This window comes from Micromonospora yasonensis, assembly GCF_026013475.1.
GTDB lineage: Bacteria > Actinomycetota > Actinomycetes > Mycobacteriales > Micromonosporaceae > Micromonospora > Micromonospora yasonensis.
This window is the reverse complement of record NZ_JAPDPH010000167.1, coordinates 1-15,342: the sequence shown is the minus strand read 5'-3', so window position 1 is coordinate 15,342 and position 15,342 is coordinate 1. Positions and strand designations below refer to the sequence as shown.

Here is a 15,342-nt window from a genome sequence, read left to right as displayed (position 1 = left end):
TCCTCGCGCTCACCACTACCCCCCGTGTTCCGCCGCTGCCGCCGCCGTGGCCGCGCCCGGCAGGGCGTCGGCGATCTGCTCCAGGGCGGCGTCGTCGATCGCCGCCGAGACGAACCACGACTCGAACGCGCTCGGCGGCAGGTAGACGCCGGCGGCGAGCATCGCGTGGAAGAACGCCTTGAACGCGGGCACCTGCTGGGTCCGGGCGCTGTCGTAGTCGACCACGTCGGCGTCGGTGAAGAAGATCGAGAACATGTTGCCCGCGTACGACAGGCGGTGCGGGACCCCGGCGGCGGCCAGCGCGTCGGCGGCGAGCTTGCCCACCGCGGCGGCCGTCTCGTCGAGCTTGCGGTAGAGGGCGTCGTCGGCCAGCCGCAGCGTGGCCAGGCCGGCGGCGCAGGCGAGCGGGTTACCGGAGAGGGTGCCGGCCTGGTAGACCGGGCCGGCCGGGGCCAGCTTCGCCATGATCTCCGCCCGGCCGCCGAACGCCGCGGCGGGCAGGCCACCCCCCATGACCTTCCCGTACGTCCACAGGTCGGCGTCGCAGGCGTCGAGGCCGTGCCAGCCGGTGCGGGAGACCCGGAACCCGGTCATCACCTCGTCGACGATGAGCAGCGCACCGTGCGCGTGGGCGATCCGGGCGAGCTGCTGGTTGAATCCGTCCCGGGGGGCGACCACGCCCATGTTGCCGGCGGCCGCCTCGGTGATGATCGCGGCGATGTGCCGGCCCTCGGCGGCGAAGACCTCCTCCACCGCACGCAGGTCGTTGTACGGCAGCACGATGGTGTCACCGGCGGCCGCCCCGGTCACCCCGGGCGAGTCGGGCAGTCCGAAGGTGGCCACGCCGGAGCCGGCGGCGGCGAGCAGCGCGTCCGAGTGGCCGTGGTAGCAGCCGGCGAACTTGACGATCTTGGCGCGACCGGTGAAGCCGCGGGCCAGCCGAATCGCCGACATGGTCGCCTCGGTGCCCGAGTTGACCAGCCGGACCTGCTCGACCGGGGTACGCGCGACGATCTCCGCGGCCAGGTCGACCTCGCCCGGCGTCGGGGTGCCGAAGCTGGTGCCGAGCGCGGCGGCCTGGCGCAGTGCCTCGACCACCTCCGGGTGCGCGTGCCCGAGGATCAGCGGACCCCAGGAGCAGACCAGGTCGACGTAGCGGCGGCCGTCGGCGTCGAAGAGCCAGGGACCCTCGCCCCGGACCATGAAGCGCGGGGTGCCCCCGACGGCACGGAACGCGCGCACAGGGGAGTTCACCCCGCCGGGCACGAGGGCCTTGGCGCGGTCGAACAGGGACTCGGAGGCCGGTGCGTCGGCCGGGTAGCGGCCGGATCCGGCGGAAAAGGTCTCGGTCACGATGCCGCCATTGTGTCAGCGCCGGACGGCTGGTCGGCAGCCACCCCGCGTCGCGGGTTACCGGCCTCACGCCCGGCGCGCCGGTCGTATGATCAACGGACGGCACCCGCCCGACGGGCCGGGTGACGGTGATCGCGATAGGCTGACGCGGTGGATCGTGCCGAACTGTCCATCACGGTACACCGGACGGGCGACGAAGCTGTGCTTCGCCTTGCCGGTGAGATCGACATGCTCACGGCCACCCAACTGTCGACCGTCGTCAATGAGGTGCTGACCGATCCGCCGCCGCGGATCGTGCTCGACCTCGCTGGGGTCACCTTCTGCGACTCGCAGGGCCTGGGCACCCTGGTGGTGCTCAGCCGTAAGGCCAGCCACGCGCAGAGCCTGCTGCTGCTGAGCAATGTCGGCGATTTCCTGCTCCGCGTCCTGGACATCACCGGCCTCCGCAGCGCCCTGATGATCCGCAACGGCGCCTGACCCTCTGTTGATCAAGGAGTTTGCGTCCGGTCCGGGCCGGTTACCGACGCAAACTCCTTGATCAACGCGTCTGTCGGGGTCAGGTGGTGGGGACGTCGCGGCGGTGGAAGCCGGTGAGGCCGGCGGCCGCGAGGAGCAGGGCCAGGAGGGTGAGGGCCCAGAGCGGGGTGGCGCTCCAGTGGTCGCGGAGAGTCTGCGGGGTGTGCGTGAACGGGGAGAGGTCCAGCAACCACTGGCTCAGCTTCAGCACCGCGCCGAGCTGACCGAGCAGCACGCAGACCGCGAGCACTCCCCAGGCCACCGGCGCGAGCCGGGGCAGCAGGCCGTAGAGCAGCACCGCGAACCCGGCCAGCACCCAGGCCGCCGGCACCTGGGCCAGCGCGGCCCCGAGCATCCGGGGCAGCGCGCCCGGCACGTCGTGCACGCTCAGGCCGTACGTCAGGCCGGTGGCCAGCCCGGTCACGGCGAGCACCACCACCGGCCCGAGCAGCGCGAACACCACGTGGGACAGCAGCCAGGTGGCGCGGTGCGTCTCGGTGGCGAGCAGCGGCTCGGCCCGTCCGGCCGCCTCCTCCGCGCGCATCCGCAGCGCGGCCTGAACCCCGTACCCGGCGGCGGCCAGGCCGGCCAGGCTGAGCGTCGCGCCCAGGTACGCCTCGGCCAGCCCGCTGGCGCCCCCGATCCGGGCCATGATCTCCTCCAGCTGCGGGTTCCCCTCGACCGAGCGGCCGGCCGCCTTGGCGGCCCCGCCGAGGATCAGCCCGAGCAGGCCGAAGCCGACCGACCACCAGAGGATCTGCCCCCGGTGCAGCCGCCAGGCCAGCCCGAACGGCCCGGTGAGGGCGGTGCCGCCGGTGGCCGGTCCGAGCCGGGGCGGTAGCAGCCCGGCGCCCAGGTCACGCCGCACCGACAGCGGGTACGCGACCGCCGCCACCAGCGCCGACACGATCAGCGGCAGCGCCAGCACCCACCAGCGCTCCCCCGCGTACGGACGCACCCGGGCAGCCCAGCCGAGCGGGGAGAGCCAGCTCGGCCAGTCGTTGCTGGCGGTGTCCCCGACCAGCCGCAGCGCGAAGGCGGCGGCGAGGACCGCGATCCCGATCCCCCGGGCCCCGCCCGCCGTCTCGGTGAGCTGGGCGGCCAGCCCGCCGATGGTGGCGAACGCGATGCCGGTCAGCGCGGCGGCGAGGCCGTACGCGTACGAGCCGGCCGCCGGCAGCCCGGTGCTCGCCAGCCCGGCGGCAGTGAGCAGGCCGAGCAGCAGGTCGGCCACGTACGTGACGAGCAGCGCGGCGGTCAGCCCGGCGTACCGGCCGAGCACGGTCGAGCCGAGCAGCTCCCGCCGGCCGGCCTCCTCCTCGGTGCGGGTGTGCCGGACGACGGTGAGCAGGCTGGCCAGCCCGATGATCACCAGCAGGAACCCGCCGCGCTGGGCGGTCAGCGCGCCGACGCTGTCGCCGTACACGGGGCCGAGCAGCGCGATGATCGACGGGTTGCGGGCCGTGCCGGCGGCGTACGCGGCCCGCTGGGCCTCGGTCGGGAAGAGGTCGAAGAAGCTGGTCGCGTAGGTCATCGGCAGGACGGCCAGCACCAGTATCCAGAGCGGCAGCAGGAACCGGTCCCGGCGCAGGATCAGCCGCACCAGGTGGCGGGTGCCGGTCAGGGTGCTCATGCGTTCACCTCGACCGGGGTCGTCTCGTAGTGCCGCAGGAACAGCTCCTCCAGCGTCGGCGGCTTGCTGACCAGGCTCCGTACGCCCAGCTCGGTGAGGCGGCGCAGGGCGGTGTCCAGGGCGGCGCCGTCCACGTCGAAGCGCACCCGGGTGCCGTCCACCCGCAGGTCGTGCACCCCGGGCAGGTCGGCCAGCCCGTCCAGCGGAGCGGCCAGCTCGGCGTCGATCGAGGTGCGGTGCAGGTGGCGCAGCTCGCCGAGGGTGCCGGACTCCACCGCCCGGCCGTTGCGGATGATCGTCACCCGGTCGCAGAGCGCCTCCACCTCGGCGAGGATGTGGCTGGACAGCAACACGGTCCGGCCGTCCTGCTTGGCGCGGTGCACCCAGTGCTGGAAGACCTCCTCCATCAGCGGGTCGAGCCCGGAGGTCGGCTCGTCGAGGACGAGCAGTTCGACGTCGGAGGCGAGCGCGGCGACCAGGCCGACCTTCTGCCGGTTGCCCTTCGAGTAGGCCCGGCCCTTCTTACGCGGATCCAGCTCGAAGGACTCCAGCAGTTCGGCGCGGCGCTTCGGGTCGAGCCCGCCGCGCATCCGGCCCAGCAGGTCGATCACCTCGCCGCCGCTCAGCGTGGGCCAGAGGGTGACGTCACCGGGGACGTACGCCAGCCGGCGGTGCAGGGCGACGGCGTCCCGCCAGGGATCGCCGCCGAGCAGTCGGACGGCCCCCGCGTCCGCCCGCAGCAGGCCGAGCAGCACCCGGATGGTGGTGGACTTGCCCGCCCCGTTCGGGCCGAGGAACCCGTGCACCTCACCGGCGCGCACGGTCAGGTCGAGTCCGTCGAGCGCCCGGGTCCGACCGAAGGTCTTGACCAGGCCGGACACCTCAATGGGAGTTTCCATGCTTCGGAAGCTACGCTCGTTTCATAAACTTGTGAAGACAGTGAGATCTGAGCGACGATCGGTTTCACGACTTTTTAACGCGAGGAGCGCCGCCGATGCCTGACGACCGCCGCCCGGCCCCGAACGAGGAAGAGGTGCACCTCTTCGTCGAGCGGATGGCCATGGCCTTCGCCGACGTCGGCTTCCCCCGGATGGCCGGCCGGGTGCTCTTCACCGTGATGAGCGCGGACAAGCCGCTCACCGCCGCCGAGATCGGCGAACGGCTCGGGGTCAGCGCCGCCGCGGTCTCCGGTGCGGTCCGCTACCTGACCCAGTTCGCCATGCTGGTCCGCGAGCCGGTCAAGGGCTCCCGACGGGACCGCTACCGGATGCCGGACAACCCCTGGTACGAGGCCACCATCACCAAGACCGGCCTCTACAAGAACTTCATCGACATCGCCAACGGCGGGGTGGACGCGCTGCTCGGGCGGAGCACCCCGGCCGGCGAGCGGGTGGCCGAGATGCGGGACTTCTTCCTCTTCGTACAGGAGGAGATCGACGGCCTCGGCGAGCGGTGGCGGGCCCGACGCGCCGCCAACGGGCACGTCCGCCCGGCCGGGGCCTGACGGTCAGCGGGTGTTGCCCCAGCGGGCCTGCTCGAGCAGGTCCACCGCGCGGTCCCGCGCCTCCGGGCTCTCGTCCGCGCGGAGCAGGGCGGTCGCCTCGTCCACCGCGTCGGTGAGCACCCGCCACTGCGAGTCCCGCTCCCGCACGAGGTCGGACTGGGCGGCGAGCTGCCGGGTCTTCACCCACAGCTCGACGAAGACCGAGACCTTGGCCCGCAGCACCCACGGGTCGAACGGCTTGGTCAGGTAGTCGACCGCGCCGACCGCGTAGCCGCGCAGGGCGAGCTGGGCGTCCTTGTCCGCAGCCGTCAGGAAGATGATCGGTACGTGCCGGGTCCGCTCGCGCCGCTTGATGTGGGTGGCGGTCTCGAAGCCGTCCATGTCCGGCATCTGGGCGTCGAGCAGGATGACCGCGAAGTCGTCGACCAGCAGCTGCTTCAACGCCGCCTCACCGCTCTCCACGGCGACCGACTGCACCGGCAACCCCTGGAGGATCGCCTCCAGGGCCATCAGGTTCTCCCGCCGGTCGTCCACCAGCAGCGCCTTGGGCGTCTGGGTCACGAAGCCTCCTCGCCTCGGCTCCGGGTGATCCAGGAAGCCATCATCTCGATCAACTCGTCCAGGTCCACCGGCTTGGTGATGTAGTCGCTGCCCCCGGCCTCGATCGCCGACTCCCGGTCACCGGGCATCGCCTTCGCGGTCAGGAAGACGATCGGCAGGTCCGCGAACCGGTGATTGCGGCGGATCTGCTGGGTCGTCTCGTACCCGTCCTGGTCCGGCATCATCGCGTCCATCAGCACGATGTCCACCTCCGGATGCTCGGCCAGCTGGCGGACGCCGTCCGCCCCGTTGTCCGAGTACAGCACGGTCATCCCATGAAGTTCCAACGCAGAGGTGAGCGCAAAGACGTTCCGGACGTCGTCGTCGACGATCAGGACGGTCACACCCTCCAGCCGACGGGTCGCCGGGGTCTCCGCCGGCTGGGGCAGCTCCATCGGCATCAGCAGCGACGACGGCAGGCCCGCGCGCTGCGGCGAGGGCGGCGCCGGCGCGACCACCGCGTCCGGCGCCAGCACGTCCGGGACGAAGAGGGTGAAGGTCGACCCCTGCCCGGGCGCCGACGACACGGTGATCGTGCCCCCGAGCAGGCGGGCCAGGTCCCGGCTGATCGACAGGCCCAGCCCGGTGCCGCCGTACCGCCGGCTGGTGGTGCCGTCGGCCTGCTGGAACGCCTCGAAGATCAGCGACAGCTTGTCGTCGGAGATGCCGATGCCGGTGTCGATCACGGTGAACGCGATCACCCGCCGGGCGTTGGTCAGCGCCGGCACGTCGAAGACCGCGTTCTCGGCGGCCGGGGCGATCCGCAGCGTCACCGCGCCGTTGTCGGTGAACTTGACCGCGTTGGAGAGCAGGTTGCGCAGGATCTGCTGCAACCGCTGGGCGTCGGTGACCAGGGCCGGCGGCAGGTCCTTGCTGACCCGGACCTGGAAGTCGAGCCCCTTCTCCTCGGCCTGCGGGGCGAACGCCTGCTCGACGTACCCGCGGATCTCGGAGAACCGGACCTCGGTCGGCTCCACGTCCATCCGGCCCGCCTCGATCTTCGACAGGTCGAGGATGTCGTCGATCAGCGAGAGCAGGTCGGAGCCGGCGCCGTAGATCGTCCGGGCGAACTCGATCTGCTTCGGGGTCAGGTTCTGCTCGGTGTTCTCCGCGAGCAGCCGGGCCAGCAGCAGCAGCGAGTTCAGCGGCGTACGCAGCTCGTGGCTCATGTTCGCCAGGAACTCCGACTTGTACGCCGACGCCCGGGTGAGCTGCTGCGCCTTGTCCTCCAGGCCGAGCCGGGCCAGCTCGATCTCCCGGTTCTGCGTCTCGATGTTCGTCTTCTGCTCCGACAGCAGCCGGGCCTTGTCCTCCAGCTCGGCGTTGGTGCGCTGGAGTTCCGCCGACTGATCCTGGAGCTCGAGCGCCAGCCGCTGCGATTGGGCCAGCAGCTCCTCCGTACGCCGGTTGGCCTGGATGGTGTTGACCGCGATGCCGATCGTGGCGACCAGCCGCTCCAGGAACGACAGGTGCAGTTCGGAGAAGGTGGTCACCCCGGCGAACTCGATCACGCCGAGCAGCTCGCCTTCGAAGAGCACCGGCAGCACCACCAGGTCGGCGGGGGGCGTCTCGGCCAGCCCGGAGCGCAGCACCAGGCGGCCGTTGGGCTGGGTGTTGACCCGGATGGTCCGCCGGGACAGCGCGGCCTGCCCGACCAGACCCTCGCCGGGTCCGAAGGTCACTTCGTGGCCGCGCGCCACGTAGCCGTAGGAGGCGGTGAGCCGCAGCCGCACGCTCCCCTCGGAGCTGTCCGCCAGGAAGAACGCGCCGAGCTGCGCGTCGACCAGCGGGGTCACCTCCATCATGATCATCCGGCAGACCTCGCCGAGGTCCCGCTGGCCCTGGAGCAGGCCACCGATCCGGGCCTGGTTGGAGTCCAGCCAGCCCTGCTCGGCGTTCTTCTTGGTCGTCTCCCGGAGGGTGACGATCATCTGGTTGATGTTGTCCTTCAGCTCGGCGACCTCGCCCTGCGCCTTGACCGCGATCCGCTGGGTCAGGTCGCCCCGGGTCACCGAGGTGGAGACCTGGGCGATGGCCCGCAGCTGGGTGGTGAGGGTCGAGGCGAGCTGGTTGACGTTCTCGGTGAGGTCCCGCCAGGTGCCGGAGACCCCCTTCACCTGCGCCTGACCACCCAGCTTCCCCTCGGTACCCACCTCACGGGCCACCCGGGTCACCTCGTCCGCGAACGACGACAGCTGATCCACCATCGTGTTGACCGTGGACTTCAGCTCCAGGATCTCGCCCTGCGCGTCCACGGTGATCTTCTGGCTCAGGTCACCCTTCGCCACGGCCGTGGTGACCGAGGCGATGTTCCGCACCTGGGACGTCAGGTTCGACGCCATCGAGTTCACGTTGTCGGTCAGGTCCCGCCAGGTGCCGGAGACCCCCTTCACCTGCGCCTGACCACCCAGCTTCCCCTCGGTGCCCACCTCACGGGCCACCCGGGTCACCTCGTCCGCGAACGACGACAGCTGATCCACCATCGTGTTCACGGTGTTCTTCAGCTCCAGGATCTCGCCCTGCGCGTCCACCGTGATCTTCTGCGACAGGTCACCCTTCGCCACCGCTGTCGAGACCTGCGCGATGTTCCGCACCTGACTGGTCAGGTTCGACGCCATCGAGTTCACGTTGTCGGTCAGGTCGCGCCAGGTGCCGGCGACGCCGCGTACCTGGGCCTGGCCGCCGAGCTTGCCCTCGGTGCCCACCTCACGGGCCACCCGGGTCACCTCGTCCGCGAACGACGACAGCTGATCCACCATCGTGTTGACCGTGGACTTCAGTTCCAGGATCTCGCCCCGGGCGTCCACCGTGATCTTCTGGCTCAGGTCGCCCTTGGCGACCGCGGTGGTGACCGAGGCGATGTTCCGCACCTGGGACGTCAGGTTCGACGCCATCGAGTTCACGTTGTCGGTCAGGTCCCGCCAGGTGCCGGAGACCCCCTTCACCTGCGCCTGACCACCCAGCTTCCCCTCGGTGCCCACCTCACGGGCCACCCGGGTCACCTCGTCCGCGAACGACGACAGCTGATCCACCATCGTGTTCACGGTGTTCTTCAGCTCCAGGATCTCGCCCTGCGCGTCCACCGTGATCTTCTGCGACAGGTCACCCTTCGCCACCGCGGTGGAGACCTGCGAGATGTTGCGGACCTGGCTGGTCAGGTTGCCGGCGAGCTGGTTCACGTTCTCGGTCAAGTCGCGCCAGGTGCCGGAGACCCCGCGTACCTGCGCCTGGCCACCCAGCTTGCCCTCGATGCCCACCTCACGGGCCACCCGGGTCACCTCGTCCGCGAACGACGACAGCTGATCCACCATCGTGTTCACGGTGTCCTTGAGCTCCAGGATCTCGCCCTGGGCGGCCACCGTGATCTTCTGGGACAGGTCACCGCGGGCAACCGCGGTGGAGACCTGGGCGATGTTCCGCACCTGCGCGGTCAGGTTCGACGCCATCGAGTTGACGCTGTCGGTCAGGTCCTTCCAGGTCCCCGCGACGTTCGGCACGTCGGCCTGGCCGCCGAGCTTGCCCTCGGTGCCCACCTCGCGGGCCACCCGGGTCACCTGCTCGGCGAAGAGCCGCAGGGTGTCGGTGAGCGAGTTCATCGTGTCGGCCAGCTCGGCGACCTCGCCACTCGCCCCGACCGTGATCTTCTGGGACAGATCGCCCTTGGCCACCGCGGTCGCCACCTGCGAGATGGACCGCACCTGGCCGGTCAGGTTCGACGCCATGGTGTTCACCGAGTCGGTGAGGTCCTTCCAGGTGCCGGCCACCCCGCGTACGTCGGCCTGGCCGCCCAGCTTGCCCTCGGTGCCCACCTCGCGGGCCACCCGGGTCACCTCGTCGGCGAAGGAGGAGAGCTGGTCGACCATCGTGTTGACCGTGCGGCCGATCCGCAGGTACTCACCGCGCAGCGGCCGGCCGTCGATCTCCAGGGCCATGTGCTGGGACAGGTCGCCGTCGGCCACCGCCACGATCACCCGGGCGATCTCGGTGGTCGGCCGGCCCAGGTCGTCGATCAGCGAGTTGACCGCCCGCTGCCCCTCGGCCCACGAGCCGTCCAGGCCCTCGTCGTCGAGGCGCTCGGTGAGCCGGCCGTCCCGGCCGACAACCCGGCTGATCCGCCGCAGGTCCAGGTGCTGCCGCTCCTGGAGCGACACCACGTCGTTGAAAGCGTCGGCCACCTCGCCGGCCAGTCCGGCCCGCCGGGGCAGCCGGACCCGGAGGTCGCCGCGGCGCACCCGTCGCAACGCCTCCGCCAACTCGCCGAGGAGCACCTCGTGGTCGTCCGCGGCTACCGACTGTTTCGCCGTGGTCATCATTCCTCGCTCAGCTCGGGGCCAACCGGCTCGTGCCGACGCCAGCCATCCCATCATTCTCCCCGCGTCACGTCGAGGCGACGACCTGCGCGCAACCCGCCGCTCCCGCGTCGAACCGCGTCGGGGGCAGTCGGGCGCGATTCGGGGAGCGCTTGGCACCCGGGGTGGCGGCGGTGGAGGATACGGAGGTGTCAGCGGAGGCGGAGCCGGCGATGAACGGCGGCGCGGACGACCACGTCCGCCGGGTCCGGCTCCCCGCCGACCGGCGTACGCCCGCCGCTGCCCGCGCCCTGGTCCGGTCCGTGCTCGTCGAGGCCGGATTGTCCGGACTGGCCAACGAGGCGCTGCTGCTCACCACCGAACTCGCCACCAACGCCGTCGAGCACGCGCAGACCGAACTGGACATCGAGGTCGCGGCGGACGAGACGGGGCTGACCGTGACGGTCACCGACTTCGCCTCCGGTCCCGTGGAGGAGCTGGTGGTGGGCGTCCGCAACGACGCCTCGGACATCACCGAGGTGGCCGAGCGCGGGCGCGGACTGCTGCTGGTCGACCACTTCGCCAGCCGGTGGGGCACCACGTACCTGCCCACGGGCAAGGGGGTCTGGTTCCGGCTCGACCAACCCGGCGTGGCGCCGTCCGCCCGGCCGGTCACGGCCGAGCGCCGGACGCCGCTCGCCGGCTCGGACGCCACCGGGGCGACCGCCCCGAGCGCCGCCGCGATGAGCGAGCTGATGCAGCCCAACCCCGACCCGTACGGGGACGACCCGCTGCCGGAGTTCGCCACCGAGTTGCTGGCCCGGCTCGCCGAGATGGTGGGCGCGGCCGGTGGCATGGTCCGGCTGGACCGGGGCGACGGGCAGGGCACCCAGGCGCTCGCCCGCTACGGCCGGCAGCCCCGGGAGGGCAACGACCTGCTCCGGGTGCCGCTCGCCGTGCACCGCCCGTACGCCGGTGAGCTGGAACTGGACGCGGCCCCCTCGGCGTACGCCCGGCCGCTGGCCGTGCTGGCCGCCGAACGGCTCTCGCTGCACCTGGAGAACGACCGGCTGCGCCGGGCGGACATCCGCCGGTCGGCCTGGCTGACCTTCCTGGCCGAGGCGAGCGAGCTGCTCGCCCAGTCCCTCGACGTCGAGCTGACCATGGCGCTCATCCCGCAGCTGGTGGTGCCCCGGCTCGGCCAGTGGTGCGCGGTGCACACCACCGACGAGTGGGGCCGGCTGCGGCTGGCCGCGGCCAGCCACGCGGACGAGGCGATGCTGCCGCAGCTGCACCGGGTGCTCCAGGAGAACGGGCCGGACTCGATCCAGGCCCGGCTGCGGGAGGCGTCGCGGAGCGCGGCGCAGGTGCCCCTGAGCGGACCGATGGAGGGCTTCGCCGTACCGCTGATCGCGCGCGGGCAGCGGCTCGGCACCCTGGCCGTCGGCCGTCACCAGCGGCACCGGCACGACCCCGACGAGGTCTCGGTGCTGGAGGACGTGGCCCGGCGGGCCGCCCTGGCCATCGAGAACGCCCGGATCCACGCCGAGCGGCGCCGGGTCGCCCAGACCCTGCAGCAGTCGCTGCTGCCGCCGGTGCTCCCGGTGGTCGAGGGCATCGGCTTCGCCGCCGAGTACGTACCCACCGGCGACGAGGCCGAGGTGGGCGGCGACTTCTACGACGTGGTGCCGCTCCAGGACGGCCGCTGGCTGGTGGTCATCGGGGACGTCTCCGGCAAGGGGGTGCAGGCGGCGGCGGTGACCGGCCTGGTGCGCGACGTGATCCGGGTGCTGGTCGGCGACGGCAAGCCACTGCCCGAGGTGCTGGTCCGGCTGAACGAGACGCTGGTCGACCGGGGCGGCGGCCGGTACTGCACGCTGGCGCTGGCGGCGGTCGGTCCGGGGGAGGACCGGCAGCTCGACGTCTCGCTGCACCTGGCCGGGCACGACCGGCCGGTGCTGCTGCACGGGGGCGGCGGGGCCACCTTCGTCGGCACCGGCGGCACCGCGCTCGGTCTGCTCGACTCGATCGCCACGCCCACCGCGGAGGTCCCGCTCGGGCCCGGCGACGCGCTGATCTTCTATACCGACGGGGTCACCGAGCGGCGGCGGGGCCGGGAACTCTTCGGCACCGACCGGCTGCGCGAGTCCGCGGCGCCGCTCGCCGGCTACTCCGCCGAGGTGGTCGCGGCCCGCCTCCGCGCCACCGCGATCGGCTTCTCGGTCGAGCCCCCACGTGACGACATCGCCGTCCTCGTCCTCCGCAACGACGCTCTCTGACCCCTCGCCGGATCAGAGGCCGCCGGGGAGGCGGCCGGGGGCCAGGCGGTGGGCCGGGTCGAGGTGGGCCTTGGCGGCCCGGAGGCGGGACAGGGTGGGCAGCTCGCCCCACAGGTCGACCGTCCGGCGGACCGGGGAGGGCGCGGAGACCACCACGCACCGGCCCTGCCGGGCCAGGAGGACCCCGCGGACGGCGCCCAGGATGGAGGCCACCCGCTCCGCCGGCAGCGAACCCGGCAGCGCCGCGTGCACCGTGCCGGCCCCGGCGGAGCCCCGGACCGGCACCGGCCCGCCGGCCGCGTCGCGCAGCGCGTAGACCGCCGCGTGCAGGTCGTTGATGGGCACCTCGATCCGCAGCGCGGTGTCCCCCGGGCCGAACGGGTAGCGCCCCCACCACTCCGGCGCGGAGTGGCTGACGACCGATTCGTCGCCGAGCACCTCGACCAGCCGGTCCGCCCGCTCGGCCACGTGCGCCGGGCCGCCCTCCAGCAGCACCACCAGGCTGCCGGCGGCGGCCGGCCGGGTCGACCGCCCGGTCACCGCCGGATGGTCGGGTCGGTTGACCACGGACGGGTGCGACGGGTGAACCCGCCGACGCGGCAGCGGAACGGGCACCGGCAGGTCGAGCTCGACGGCCGCCGGGTCCAGCCCGGCGGCGAGCACCGCCCGGACCAGGTCGTGCACCTCCAGCGGGGTCCAGACCGGGCGGGACACCCAGACCCGGCTGGCCGGCACCGCCTGCACCCGCATGGTGGCCGAGACCAGCACGCCGAGGCCGCCCTGCGAGCCGCAGAGCAGGCGCGCCACGTCCAGCCCGGGCAGGTCGCTCCGGCCGAAGAGGGCCGCCGCGCCCCGGTGCGCGGCGCCGGACCCGGCGGGCGCCGCCCGGCCGAGCAGCGCCGTCCCGGCCTCGCCCAGGCTGACCAGCTCGCCCTCGGCGTCGAGATAGCGCACGCCGACGAGTTGGGCGCACGGCGTGCCGTGCCGGTGCCGGAGCGGGCCGGCCTCGTCGGCGGCGAGCACCCCGCCCAGGGTCGCCCCCGGCGAGGGCGCGTCGATCGGCAGTCGACGGCCGGTGCGCTCCAGGGCCGCCTGCACCGCCCGCAGCGGGGTGCCGGCCCCGACCTCGGCCAGCGTCGAGCCCTGCGGCTCGTGCCAGACCCCGGCGAGCCGGCCGGTGTCGAGCAGGATGTCGACCTGTGCCGGGGCGGCACCCCAGTCGATCTTCGTGCCGGCGCCGCGCGGCACCACGGTGAGGCCGTGCGCCGCGGCCAGCCGTAGCACCTCGGCGGCGGCGCGCGGGCCGCCCGGCACCGCCACCCAGCGGGCCGTACGGCCGGCCACCTCGTCGGCCGCGCCGGCGAAACGGGCGAACGGCGGCCCGCAGATGTCTGCCAGTCGTCGGGTGATCTCGAGGGCTCCGGGTCGGTCGGTGGAACTCGCTGCAGCCGCCATGGCGGTTATCGTACACATGTTCGAAAGAGCTGGTGGCGTGTTGCCGGAACCAGGCCCGGCGCGCGCCGCCCGGCGAACCACCACCGGCCGGTAACGTGACGCCGTGACCACCGAGACCCCCGACAACTCCAGCTCGGCGCCCGTGCCTGTCGCCAAGCGCGTTCCGAGCGAGCGCACCCACCACGGCGACACCGTCGTCGACGAGTACGCCTGGCTCGCCGCCAAGGACGACCCGGAGACGATCGCCTACCTGACCGCGGAGAACGCGTACACCGAGGCGCGCACCGCGCACCTGGAGCAGCTGCGCGCGACCCTGTTCGAGGAGACCCGCCGGCGCACCCAGGAGACCGACCTGTCGGTGCCCACCCGCAAGGACGGCTACTGGTACTACACCCGGACCGTCGAGGGGCAGCAGTACGGCGTGCAGTGCCGCCGGGCCGTCCGGGACGGCGAGACCGCCCCCCCGGTCAGCGCGGACGGCGCCCCGCTCGACGGCGAGGAGGTGCTGCTCGACGGCAACCAGCTCGCCGAGGGGCACGACTTCTTCGCGCTCGGCGCCTTCGACGTCAGCCCCGACGGGCGCTGGCTGGCGTACTCGACCGACTTCTCCGGCGACGAGCGGTTCACCCTGCGGATCAAGGACGTGAGCACCGGCGAGGTGCTGCCCGACGAGATCCCGGACACCTTCTACGGCACCGCCTGGTCGGCCGACGCCGCCATCCTCTTCTACGTGACCGTGGACGACGCGTGGCGACCGAACCGGGTCTGGCGGCACGCCGTGGGCACCCCGTCGAGCGAGGACGTGGTGGTCCACCAGGAGGACGACGAGCGATTCTGGGTGGGCGTCGAGCTGACCCGCTCCGAGCGGTTCGTGGTCATCGACATCCATAGCAAGATCACCAGCGAGGTACGGGTGATCCCGGCGGCCAACCCGACCGGCGAGCCGGCGATCGTCGCGCCGCGCCGGCAGGGCGTCGAGTACGCGGTGGAGCACCACGGACACCGGTTCCTGATCCTGCACAACGACGGCGCGGAGGACTTCGCGCTGGCGTACACCTCGGCGGACGCGCCCGGTGACTGGACGCCGCTGATGCCGCACACCCCCGGGACCCGGCTGGAAGCGGTCGACGCCTTCGAGAACCACCTGGTCGTCTCGCTGCGCACCAACGGGCTGACCGGGCTGCGGGTGCTGCCGGTCGGTGCCGACGACAGCTACGACATCGACTTCCCGGAACCGATCTACAGCGTCGGGCTCGACTCGAACCCGGAGTACCGCACCACGGAGGTGCGGCTGCGCTACACCTCGCTGGTCACCCCGGACTCGGTCTACGACTACGACCTGGTCACCCGGCAGCTGGTGCTGCGCCGGCAGAAGCCGGTCCGCCCCGGGCCGGACGGGCGGGCGTACGACCCGGCCGACTACGAGCAGCACCGCGACTGGGCGGTCGCCGACGACGGCACCCGGGTGCCGATCTCACTGGTCTGCCGCACCGGCACCCCGCGCGACGGCTCCGCCCCCTGCGTCATCTACGGCTACGGCTCGTACGAGGCGAGCATGGACCCGTGGTTCTCGATCGCCCGGCTGAGCCTGCTCGACCGGGGCGTCATCTTCGCCGTCGCGCACATCCGCGGCGGCGGTGAGCTGGGCCGGCGCTGGTACGACGAGGGCAAGCTGCTGGCCAAGAAGAACACCTTCACGGACTTCGTGGCCTG

Annotated in this window: 10 protein-coding genes; 4 read left to right on the top strand and 6 right to left on the bottom strand. The window is 72.6% G+C overall.

Annotated elements, in window-relative coordinates:
* Positions 1-15: 15 nt before the first annotated feature.
* Positions 16-1,353: a glutamate-1-semialdehyde 2,1-aminomutase gene (gene hemL, locus ONA70_RS26480; RefSeq protein WP_265009200.1), complete on the bottom strand. Its 1,338-nt coding sequence runs from the start codon at positions 1,351-1,353 to the stop codon at positions 16-18.
* Between the two features lie 150 nt (positions 1,354-1,503).
* Between hemL and ONA70_RS26475 the strand changes: the two genes are divergently transcribed.
* Positions 1,504-1,830 (top strand): STAS domain-containing protein, encoded by a 327-nt coding sequence (locus tag ONA70_RS26475; RefSeq protein WP_265009199.1) that lies wholly within the window; start codon positions 1,504-1,506, stop codon positions 1,828-1,830.
* Positions 1,831-1,909: 79 nt separating this feature from the next.
* Here ONA70_RS26475 and ONA70_RS26470 read toward each other — a convergent pair whose 3' ends face one another.
* Positions 1,910-3,502, bottom strand: coding sequence for an ABC transporter permease (locus ONA70_RS26470; RefSeq protein ID WP_265009198.1), 1,593 nt, complete (start codon positions 3,500-3,502; stop codon positions 1,910-1,912).
* Complete coding sequence (locus ONA70_RS26465; protein WP_265009197.1) at positions 3,499-4,401, bottom strand: ABC transporter ATP-binding protein; 903 nt, start codon at positions 4,399-4,401, stop codon at positions 3,499-3,501. Before ONA70_RS26465 ends, ONA70_RS26470 begins: the two co-directional genes overlap by 4 nt.
* A gap of 95 nt (positions 4,402-4,496) precedes the next feature.
* On the opposite strand from ONA70_RS26465, the gene ONA70_RS26460 reads away from it, so the two are divergent.
* Positions 4,497-5,006, top strand: a complete 510-nt coding sequence (locus ONA70_RS26460; protein ID WP_265009196.1) for a GbsR/MarR family transcriptional regulator — start codon at positions 4,497-4,499, stop codon at positions 5,004-5,006.
* 3 nt (positions 5,007-5,009) lie between these two features.
* Here the strand turns inward: ONA70_RS26460 and ONA70_RS26455 are convergent, their stop codons facing one another.
* Positions 5,010-5,567, bottom strand: a complete 558-nt coding sequence (locus tag ONA70_RS26455; protein WP_265009195.1) for a response regulator — start codon at positions 5,565-5,567, stop codon at positions 5,010-5,012.
* On the bottom strand, positions 5,564-9,916 hold the full coding sequence (locus tag ONA70_RS26450) for a HAMP domain-containing protein (protein ID WP_265009194.1): 4,353 nt from the start codon (positions 9,914-9,916) through the stop codon (positions 5,564-5,566). Before ONA70_RS26450 ends, ONA70_RS26455 begins: the two co-directional genes overlap by 4 nt.
* A gap of 188 nt (positions 9,917-10,104) precedes the next feature.
* On the opposite strand from ONA70_RS26450, the gene ONA70_RS26445 reads away from it, so the two are divergent.
* The gene (locus ONA70_RS26445; RefSeq protein ID WP_265009193.1) at positions 10,105-12,174 is read left to right on the top strand and encodes a SpoIIE family protein phosphatase; all 2,070 of its coding nucleotides are present in this window, start codon (positions 10,105-10,107) and stop codon (positions 12,172-12,174) included.
* A gap of 12 nt (positions 12,175-12,186) precedes the next feature.
* Here the strand turns inward: ONA70_RS26445 and ONA70_RS26440 are convergent, their stop codons facing one another.
* Positions 12,187-13,629, bottom strand: a complete 1,443-nt coding sequence (locus tag ONA70_RS26440; protein ID WP_265009192.1) for an FAD-binding oxidoreductase — start codon at positions 13,627-13,629, stop codon at positions 12,187-12,189.
* A gap of 103 nt (positions 13,630-13,732) precedes the next feature.
* On the opposite strand from ONA70_RS26440, the gene ONA70_RS26435 reads away from it, so the two are divergent.
* Positions 13,733-15,342 (top strand): S9 family peptidase (locus ONA70_RS26435; RefSeq protein ID WP_406601246.1); only part of this gene is annotated, 1,610 nt, incomplete at its 3' end.